Genomic DNA, 8970 nt, shown 5'->3' with positions numbered 1-8970 from the left:
ATCTACACGCCGACGAACAGCGCATCTCGGCGATCACCGTGAATCACCCAGGCTAGGAGAGCTACTGCTGATTCGGGGTTGGGAACGGCTCTGCGGGCGCGATACGGTGCCGGCTCTCCGCCCGTAACAGCTCGCGCCGGGTCATGACCTCACGCAATTGTCACGGCCGGCTGGCTAGTCATCCTCCGGGCACCTTTGCTCTGCTTCAACCCACGCAACAGCCAGCGGCGAGAACCAGTGCGTGGGTTGAAGCAGAGCAAAGGGCTACTCAACGACAGAGACCGCCGGCGACAGAGGACGCTGTCGCCGGAGGACGCTGGCGAGGGAGGGCGTTGGCGAGACTGGCGCGAGAGGACCGGGTGGAGGGTCAGTCGCGGGTCTGTACGGTTTCCCGGATTTCGCGGAGGAGCCCGGCTGCGTCGTCGACGGGGCGGAAGGGGAACATGGCGATGGCCACGCTGCCGTGGTCGGCCCAGCCGCAGACTGCGAAGTCGCCACCCTCGCCGCTTGTGGTTCCGCATTTCATCACGCCGCCCAGTCGGCCCGGAGTGATGTCGCGCAGGCCGGTCACCGCACCCGTCTCGTCGGACATCAGGCTGAAGAGGCTCTCCAAGTCTCGCTCGGGCTGCCAGAGCAGGGTGGTGCCGCCGAAGAACAGGACCGACTGGCGTGCGTCGGCTGGGTCCTGGTAGACGGCACCGAAGCTGGTGTCGAGCTGGATGTCGGCGGCGAGGCCGCTGCGCAGGTAGTCGGCGGTGCTCACGGCCCGTTCGCTGTCGTCCCGGGTGAGCCCTGCGATCGTGTCCGGCGTGGCGATCACTGTGTCCTTCTGTTGCATGATCCGCCAGCCCCAGGCGCCGAACGCACCCACACCCGTCAGTGCCAGCACGGCCAGGAGCGTGATCGCGATGCGGCGCCGGCGGCCACGGACCGTGGTGCGTTCCGGCCCGTCCTGCGGGTCGCGGTTGCTCAGCTCGATCGGCTCGTCGGTGAGGTCAAGCGGCGGAGCCCCCTCATCCAGCTGGCGCGCGGTGCGATGTGCGTCCGACATAGCCGCCACCGTACGCGAAAGCACCGGTGGTGGACGTCGGGTCTGCGGAAGCCCTCCGTAGACTTTCTTAGGTGACCGAGAACCTGGATACCCGACGCCCCGACGCCCCGACCATCGCCGGCCAGTACCAGCCCGGCGAGGTAGAGCAGCGACGGTACGAGCAGTGGGTAGCCGACGGTCGGTTCCGGGCGTCGGCACACAGTGACAAGCCACCGTTCACCATCGTGATCCCCCCGCCCAACGTCACCGGCTCGCTGCACATGGGCCACGCGCTCGACCACACGGTGCAGGACGCCCTGGTGCGGCGTAAGCGGATGCAGGGGTTCGAGGCGCTCTGGCTGCCGGGCATGGACCACGCCGGCATCGCCACCCAGAACGTGGTCGAGCGGCAGCTGGCCGCGCAGGGGCTGTCCCGCCACGACCTGGGTCGGGAGAAGTTCGTCGAGCGGGTGTGGCAGTGGAAGGCGGAGTCCGGCGGCTCGATCCTCGGCCAGATGCGTCGCCTCGGCGACTCGGTCGACTGGGACCGGGAGCGCTTCACCATGGACGAGGGCCTGTCGCGGGCCGTACTGACGATGTTCAAGAAGCTGTACGACGACGGCCTGATCTACCGGGCGAACCGGATCATCAACTGGTGTCCGCGCTGCCTGACGGCCCTGTCCGACATCGAGGTGGAGCACTCCGACGACGACGGTGAGCTGGTCTCGATCCGCTACAGCGACGACGTGGTGGTGGCCACCACCCGGGCCGAGACCATGCTCGGCGACACTGCTGTGGCGGTGCACCCGGACGATGAGCGGTACCGGCACCTGATCGGCACCGAGGTCGAGTTGCCGCTGACCGGCCGTCGGATCCCGATCGTCGGTGACGCGCACGTCGACCCGGCCTTCGGCACCGGCATGGTGAAGGTGACCCCGGCGCACGACCCGAACGACTTCGAGATCGGGCAGCGACACGACCTGCCCGCGTTGACGATCATGGACGAGCGGGGTGTGATCACCGCACCCGGCCCGTTCGAAGGGCTGGACCGGTTCGAGGCCCGCCCGGCGATCGTCGCGGCGCTGCGCGCCGAAGGGCGCATCGTGGCGGAGAAGCGGCCGTACGTGCACGCTGTCGGGCACTGCTCGCGGTGCCGGACCACCGTCGAGCCGCGGCTGTCGTTGCAGTGGTTCGTCAACACCTCTCCGTTGGCCAAGGCGGCCGGTGACGCGGTGCGCGACGGCCGGGTGGCGATCGAGCCGGCGGATCTGGCCAAGCGCTACTTCGCCTGGGTCGACAACATGCACGACTGGTGCATCTCCCGCCAGCTGTGGTGGGGCCACCGCATCCCGGTCTGGTACGGCCCGAACGGCGAGGTGGTCTGCGTCGGCCCCGACGAGCAGCCGCCGACCGGCGAGGGCTGGCACCAGGACGAGGACGTGCTGGACACCTGGTTCTCCAGCGGGCTGTGGCCGTTCTCCACCCTCGGCTGGCCCGAGCAGACCGCCGAACTGGCGAAGTTCTACCCGACCAGCGTGCTGGTCACCGGGTACGACATCCTGTTCTTCTGGGTCGCCCGGATGATGATGTTCGGCCTGTACGCGATGGACGGCAAGCAGCCCTTCGACGTGATCGCCCTGCACGGCATGGTCCGCGACGAGCACGGCAAGAAGATGTCCAAGTCCTTCGGCAACGTGGTCGACCCGCTGGACTGGATCGACCGGTACGGGGCCGACGCGACCCGGTTCACCCTGGCCCGGGGCGCCAACCCCGGCGGTGACGTGCCGGTCAGCGAGGACTGGTGCCAGGGGTCGCGCAACTTCTGCAACAAGCTGTGGAACGCGACCCGCTTCGCGCTGCTCAACGGTGCGCACACCGCGGGGCCGCTGTCGGGCGCGGCCGAGTTGTCGACCGTCGACCGGTGGATCCTGTCCCGGCTGGCGCAGGTCACCGCCGAGGTGGACGAGCAGTTCGAGGCGTACGAGTTCGCCAAGGTCTGTGACCTGCTCTACCACTTCGCCTGGGACGACGTCTGCGACTGGTACGTGGAGTTGAGCAAGCCGGTGCTGGCCGCCGGTGGTGCTGCCGCCGACACCAGTCGCCGGGTCCTCGGGCACGTGCTGGACCAGTTGCTGCGGCTGCTGCACCCGGTGATCCCGTTCGTCACCGAGGAACTGTGGACCGCGCTGACCGGTGGCGAGACGGTGATGACGGCCGCCTGGCCGGTTGCCGACCGGGCCCGGATCGACACCGGCGCCGAGGCGGAGATCGCCACCCTGCAACGGGTGGTCACCGAGGTCCGGCGGTTCCGCTCCGACCAGGGGCTGCGTCCGACCCAGCGGGTCGCCGCCCGGCTCGACGGGCTGGCCGGTGCCGGTGTCGCGGCGCACGAGCCGCTGATCCGCTCCCTGGCCCGGCTCGACGCGGCAGGTGACGACTTCCAGGCCAGCGCGACGCTGGCCATGCCGGGGGAGGTCAGCGTCGCGCTGGACACCCGAGGGTCGATCGACGTCGCCGCCGAACGTGCCCGGCTGACCAAGGATCGCGCGGCGGCCGAGAAGGAGGCCGGGCAGGCGCGGGCGAAGCTGGACAACCCGGCGTTCGTCGGTAAGGCACCGGAGCACGTGGTTGCCAAGATCCGCGACCGGCTCGCCGCCGCCGAGGCCGACCTCACCCGCATCGACGCTGCTCTGGAGGCGCTGCCCTCGTGACCGACAGCAACGAACACGACGATCGCAGCGGTGCGGGCCGACCGGCGGACGCCGGCCGGCCCGGCCGCGCCGATGAGCGCACCAACCCGGAACGCGCCGGTCGGGGCAAGTCCGCCGAGCGGGCCGCCTTCGCCGAGATCGAGGCGGAACTGGCCGGGCGCGGCTTCACCCGGATGGTCTTCGAGCTGGACCGCATCTCGGACCTGCTCGACCTGCTGGGCAGCCCGCAGCGGGCGTACCCGTCGATCCACCTGACCGGCACCAACGGCAAGACCTCCACGGCCCGGATGATCGACTCGTTGTTGCGGGCGTTCGGGCTGCACACCGGGCGGTACACCAGCCCGCACCTGGAGACCGTGCGGGAGCGGATCAGCCTGGACGGCGAGCCGGTGGACGAGGCCCGCTTCACCGCCGTGTACCAGGAGGTCAAGCCGCTCGCCGAGCTGGTCGACGACCGCTCGGCCGAGCCGCTCACCTACTTCGACATGACCACCGCGCTGGCGTTCGCCACGTTCGCCGACGCACCTGTCGACGTGGCGGTGGTCGAGGTGGGGCTGGGCGGTGCCGAGGACGCCACCAACGTGATCCAGGCCGGGGTGTGCGTACTGACCCCGATCGGGCTGGACCACACCGAGTGGCTCGGTGACACGTTGCAGGACATCGCGGTCGCGAAGTCCGGCATCATCCACCCGGGCGCGACGGTCATCGCCGCCGCCCAGGAGGAGGAAGCCGCGCGGCCGATCCTGCAACGCTGCGCCGAGGTCGGTGCCACCATCGCCCGCGAGGGCTCGGAGTTCGGCGTACTGCGCCGGGCGGTGGCGGTCGGCGGGCAGGTGCTCACGTTGCAGGGCCTCGGCGGGGTGTACGAGGAGGTGTTCCTCCCGCTGCACGGCGCCCACCAGGCGCAGAACGCGGCGGTGGCGCTCGCCGCCGTGGAGGCGTTCCTCGGTGCCGGTGCCCGGCGTCAGCTCGACCTGGAGACGGTCCGGGAGGGGTTCGCCACCGCCAGTTCCCCGGGTCGGCTGGAGCGGGTGCGTAACGCCCCGACGATCCTGCTCGACGGCGCGCACAACCCGCAGGGCATGGCGGCCACGGTCACCGCCCTGCAGGAGGAGTTCGCCTTCAGCAAGCTGGTCGCCGTGGTGGGCACCCTCGCCGACAAGGACGCGGCGAGCATGCTGGAGCTGTTGGAGCCGGTCGTCGATCAGGTGGTGGTGACCCGCAACAGTTCGCCACGCGCATTGCCGGCCACGGAGTTGGCCGCGCTCGCCGCCGAGGTGTTCGGGCCTGACCGGGTCGAGGTGGCCGAGGAGATGCCGGACGCGATCGAGGCGGCGGTGGCGTTGGCCGAGGAGGACGTACCGGGTGAACTGGCCGGGGTCGGCGTGATCGTCACCGGTTCGGTGGTGACGGTGGCCGACGCGCGCCGGTTGTTGAAGCGATGAGCGGACCGGACGGCCCGCAGCAGCGGCGCTCGGGGCTGCGTGACCCGCAGCGGGCGGTACGCGGTCTCGGTGCCGGCACCCTGGCCCTGGAGGCGCTGGTGTTGCTGCTGGCCATCCAACCGATCCGGTTGGTCGGCGGTGACCTGAGCGCTGCCGCGATCGGAGCGGTGGTGGCGCTGGCCGTGGCCGCCGCCATGCTGGCCGGTCTGATGGGCCGGCCGTGGGCGTGGAACGCCGGCACCGTGTTGCAGGGGCTGCTGCTGCTCTCCGGGCTACTGCACTGGTCCCTGCTCGTACTGGGTGTGATGTTCGCGTTGGTGTGGGCGTACGCCTGGCATGTCCGCCGGGTGATCCTCGGCTGAGTCGTGCTCAGGCGTCGGCGCGCTCCCGCCACTGGGTGAGGGCGATGCCGTGACCGTCCGGGTCACGGAACGCGGCCGCCCACACCTCCAGCCGGTTGCCCCGGTTGACGATCCTCGGGGCGTAGGTGAACCGGACACCGGAGTCGCGTAGCTGTTCGTACGCCCCCTGGATGTCGTCGACGTCGAGGTTGACGTGCACAAGTCGACGGCTGACCGGCTGGGCCCCGGACACCTCGCGCAGCACCAGTCGGGTGGCCCCGGAGGCGAGTACGGCGTTGCCGGCGCCCCGGTCGACCTCGGTGAAGCCGAGCCGCCCCTGGTAGAACGCCAGGGAGCGGGCAAGGTCGGTGACCAGCAGGGTGATGCCGACACCACTGATCGGCGCGGCCGGGTCCACGGTGCCCACGTCGACGGCCTCCGGGTCGTACCCGAAGATCGCCTCGTCCAGCTTGCGGGCCTCGACGGCCTCGTCGACCGCGGCCTGGCTGTCCACGGTGGTCTGGCTGTCCACGGCGACCGGTGCCGGGTCGCTCGCCGTCGTCGGCCCTGACGTGAGGTCGCTCGCGGTCGTCGGTCGTGGTTCCGGGTCATCCAACGGGAGGTCGAGCGGGTCGAGCGGGTCGGGTGAGCGGGGGGCCGGGTCGGTCGGCCGGGCCGCGCTCGGCTGGGCCCCGCTCGGCTGGGCGTCGACCAGAGCTTCCGCGGGCGCGGTGGCGGCGGCGAACCGTTCCTCGGCCGGCGTACGCGGTGCCGGCGTGGCCCGGCGGGGCAGCGGATGGTCGTTCGACTGTTCCACCACCGTCCCCTCCAGCACGACCGGCCCGCCCGGACGTTGACGGACCCGTACCGGCTCCCGTGGCTCGACCGGCTCGACGGGATCGTCACCGCCGGGACCAGCCAGCGGATCGCTCAGCGGGAAGTCGTCCTCCGGTGCCCGGCCGGCCCACGGTGGGGCCTCCTGCCCGATGAGGACCTCGTCCGGCGGTACCGTGGTGGCGTACTCGGGAGGCGGGTCGGTGGGGTCGGTCTCGGTGTGGGTGGGCACCTCGTCCCAGAGCACCCGGACGTGTCGTGGGTCGTCCAGGGCCACCCGGATCGGCAGGCTCTGGCCGAGCGACGGCCACTTCGAGACCGGCACCCGAGGCTCGATGATCTTCTTCGACCGGGGCGGTAGGCCCGGGGCATCGATCACCAGTTGAAGCTCGCAGCGCCCGAAGGCGTACTGGGTGGGTGGTTCCGAGGCGCTGTGCACGTGCCCGGCACCCACGACCCAGGTGCGCCCGCCGGCGCGGACCGTGGCCAGCGCGATCGCCAGGGCCAGCACGGCGACGCCCAGCGCCACGATGGCCCAGCTGGTCATGCCCAGGCCGAAAAGGATGACGAAGGTCGCCACGGCACCGAGCACCGTAGCGACCAACTTGCGTACCGGTGCGATGGGTCGGTTCCCGCCGTTCGCCACAGTGGACCTCCCGGGTGGTCAGGGTCAGGCTAGGCCGGATCGGGGATCGGGGGAAGCACCGACCACCGCGCCGGCGCCGGGACCGGGTCGCTAGGCTGACCGTACCCAGCCCGACCGGCTTCCGCTCTGAGGAGGAACCCAGCGTGTCCAGCAGCAGCCCGGACGAGCGTACGCTCGTACTGATCAAGCCCGATGCGGTCCGCCGTGGATTGGTCGGCGAGATCATCTCCCGCTTCGAGCGCAAGGGGCTGCGGATCGACGCCATGGTGTCCCGGACGATGGACGCCGCGCTGGCCGACGAGCACTACGCCGAGCACGTGGACAAGGCGTTCTACCCGCCGCTGAAGACCTTCATGACCGGTGGCCCGCTGGTCGCCCTGGTGCTCTCCGGTGACCAGGTCATCGACGTGGTGCGTGGCCTGATCGGGGCCACCGACGGGCGTAAGGCCGCCGCCGGCACCATCCGGGGTGACCTGTCGCTGTCCAACCGGGAGAACCTGGTGCACGCCTCCGACTCGGCCGACAGCGCCAAGCGTGAGATCGCACTCTGGTTCCCCGAGCTGAGCTGACGCCTGGTCCTCGACCGGGTGGCCGGTTCACGCCACCCAGGTCAGCTTGTCCGGGTTCGCCATCAGAAAGACGTCGGTGATCCGACCGTCGGCGGTGGCGAGGGTGAGGGCGTACCGGTGGCCGGCTGCGCTGACCACGACGGCGGCCGGCTGGCCGTTGAGTTCCGTGCGGTGCACGGTGAGCGGCCAGCCCTTGTCGCGGATGCCCAGCAGGAAGCGGGTGACCCGGTCGACGCCGGTCACCGGGTTGCGGGCCGACCGCACCCGGCCGCCGCCGTCGCTCCACGCGGTCGCCTCGGCGGCCACCAGGTCGGTCAGCGCGGCCAGGTCGCCGTCGTCGACGGCGGCGATGAAGGCGTCCAGCAGCCGCTGCTGCTCCGCCCGGTCGACGGTGAAGCGGCGCTGGTCGCGGCCGATCCGCACGCCGGCCCGATGATGCAGTTGCCGGCAGTCCTCGACCGAGCGGTCCAGTAGCTCGGCGATCTCGGCGTACGGCAGCTCGAAGGCGGTGTGCAGCACGTAGACCGCGCGCTCCGGCGGGGTGAGGCGTTCCAGCAGGTGCAGCAGCGCCGTGGAGAGCGAATCGCGCGACTCGGCGCGTTCCAGCGGGCCGAACGGCGACGGTGCGGTGGGCACCGGCTCCGGCAGCCACATCCCGACGTACGCCTCCCGGGCCGTCTGCCGGGCGCGGAGCCGGTCGATGGCCAGATGGGTCACCACCCGGGACAGGTAGCGGCGCGGCTCGGCCACGCCGGCCCGATCGACCCGCATCCAGCGCAGGTACGCCTCCTGGAGGACGTCCTCGGCGTCGTGCCGGCTGCCGAGCAGCCGGTAGGCCAGACCGAGCAGCATCGGCCGGTGCGCTTCGAGCGCACCGGCCGCCTCCACCGCGTCGATCAGGCTCAGACCTCGGTCGGCAGGTCCGTGCGGAAGGTCACCGCGATCCGGTTCCACACGTTGATTGTGGCGATCGCCAGCACCAGGTCGGCGAGGGCCCTCTCCGGCCAGACCTTCGCGGCGGCCTCCCAGACGTCGTCGGGTACCCCGTGCTCGCCGAGGCGGGTGACCGCGTCGGTGAGCGCCAGCGCGGTCCGCTCCCGTTCGTCGAAGAAGGGCGCTTCACGCCACGCCGCCACCGCGAACAGCCGCCGATGCGACTCCCCGGCGTCCATCGCGTCCCGGCTGTGCATGTCGACGCAGTACGCGCAGCCGTTCAGCATCGACGCGCGCAGTTTCACCAGCTCCAGCACGGTGTGATCCACGTTGGCCCGGACGTACTTCTCCAACCCCAGCACACTCTGGTACGCCTCCGGCGCCACCTCGGCCACGTTCATCCGCTGCACGACAACCTCCTGACAGTGCCTCCAACACCCCCACGACGCCCCACCCCACCC

8 protein-coding genes are annotated in these 8970 nt (G+C 71.1%); 4 read left to right on the top strand and 4 right to left on the bottom strand.

Annotated elements, in window-relative coordinates:
- Window positions 1-367: 367 nt before the first annotated feature.
- Entirely contained in the window at window positions 368-1051 is a 684-nt protein-coding gene (locus tag C1A38_RS29690; protein WP_102660992.1) for a hypothetical protein, read from the bottom strand.
- 71 nt (window positions 1052-1122) lie between these two features.
- On the opposite strand from C1A38_RS29690, the gene C1A38_RS29685 reads away from it, so the two are divergent.
- The 3 genes from C1A38_RS29685 (at window position 1123) to C1A38_RS29675 (ending at window position 5548) form a co-directional block, all read left to right on the top strand.
- The gene (locus C1A38_RS29685; RefSeq protein ID WP_102660991.1) at window positions 1123-3741 is read left to right on the top strand and encodes a valine--tRNA ligase; all 2619 of its coding nucleotides are present in this window, start codon (window positions 1123-1125) and stop codon (window positions 3739-3741) included.
- 173 nt (window positions 3742-3914) lie between these two features.
- Window positions 3915-5186, top strand: coding sequence for a bifunctional folylpolyglutamate synthase/dihydrofolate synthase (locus C1A38_RS29680; protein WP_233197105.1), 1272 nt, complete (start codon window positions 3915-3917; stop codon window positions 5184-5186).
- Complete coding sequence (locus C1A38_RS29675) at window positions 5183-5548, top strand: DUF4233 domain-containing protein (RefSeq protein ID WP_102660990.1); 366 nt, start codon at window positions 5183-5185, stop codon at window positions 5546-5548. The genes C1A38_RS29680 and C1A38_RS29675 overlap by 4 nt, the downstream gene beginning before the upstream one ends.
- Before the next feature lie 7 nt (window positions 5549-5555).
- Here the strand turns inward: C1A38_RS29675 and C1A38_RS29670 are convergent, their stop codons facing one another.
- Window positions 5556-7007, bottom strand: a complete 1452-nt coding sequence (locus C1A38_RS29670) for a VOC family protein (protein ID WP_102660989.1) — start codon at window positions 7005-7007, stop codon at window positions 5556-5558.
- A gap of 143 nt (window positions 7008-7150) precedes the next feature.
- On the opposite strand from C1A38_RS29670, the gene ndk reads away from it, so the two are divergent.
- Entirely contained in the window at window positions 7151-7576 is a 426-nt protein-coding gene (gene ndk, locus C1A38_RS29665) for a nucleoside-diphosphate kinase (protein ID WP_102660988.1), read from the top strand.
- A 27-nt stretch (window positions 7577-7603) separates the two neighbouring features.
- On the opposite strand, the gene sigJ is transcribed toward ndk, so the two are convergent.
- Both sigJ and C1A38_RS29655 read right to left on the bottom strand, forming a co-directional pair.
- On the bottom strand, window positions 7604-8530 hold the full coding sequence (gene sigJ, locus C1A38_RS29660; protein ID WP_233197104.1) for an RNA polymerase sigma factor SigJ: 927 nt from the start codon (window positions 8528-8530) through the stop codon (window positions 7604-7606).
- Window positions 8479-8910: a carboxymuconolactone decarboxylase family protein gene (locus C1A38_RS29655; RefSeq protein WP_199180372.1), complete on the bottom strand. Its 432-nt coding sequence runs from the start codon at window positions 8908-8910 to the stop codon at window positions 8479-8481. The genes sigJ and C1A38_RS29655 overlap by 52 nt, the downstream gene beginning before the upstream one ends.
- Window positions 8911-8970 lie beyond the last annotated feature (60 nt).

Source organism: Verrucosispora sp. ts21 (genome assembly GCF_002879555.1).
In the GTDB taxonomy this organism is placed as follows: domain Bacteria; phylum Actinomycetota; class Actinomycetes; order Mycobacteriales; family Micromonosporaceae; genus Micromonospora; species Micromonospora gifhornensis.
Note: the sequence above shows the minus strand (reverse complement) of the source record. Positions and strands in the feature narration are given on the sequence as shown.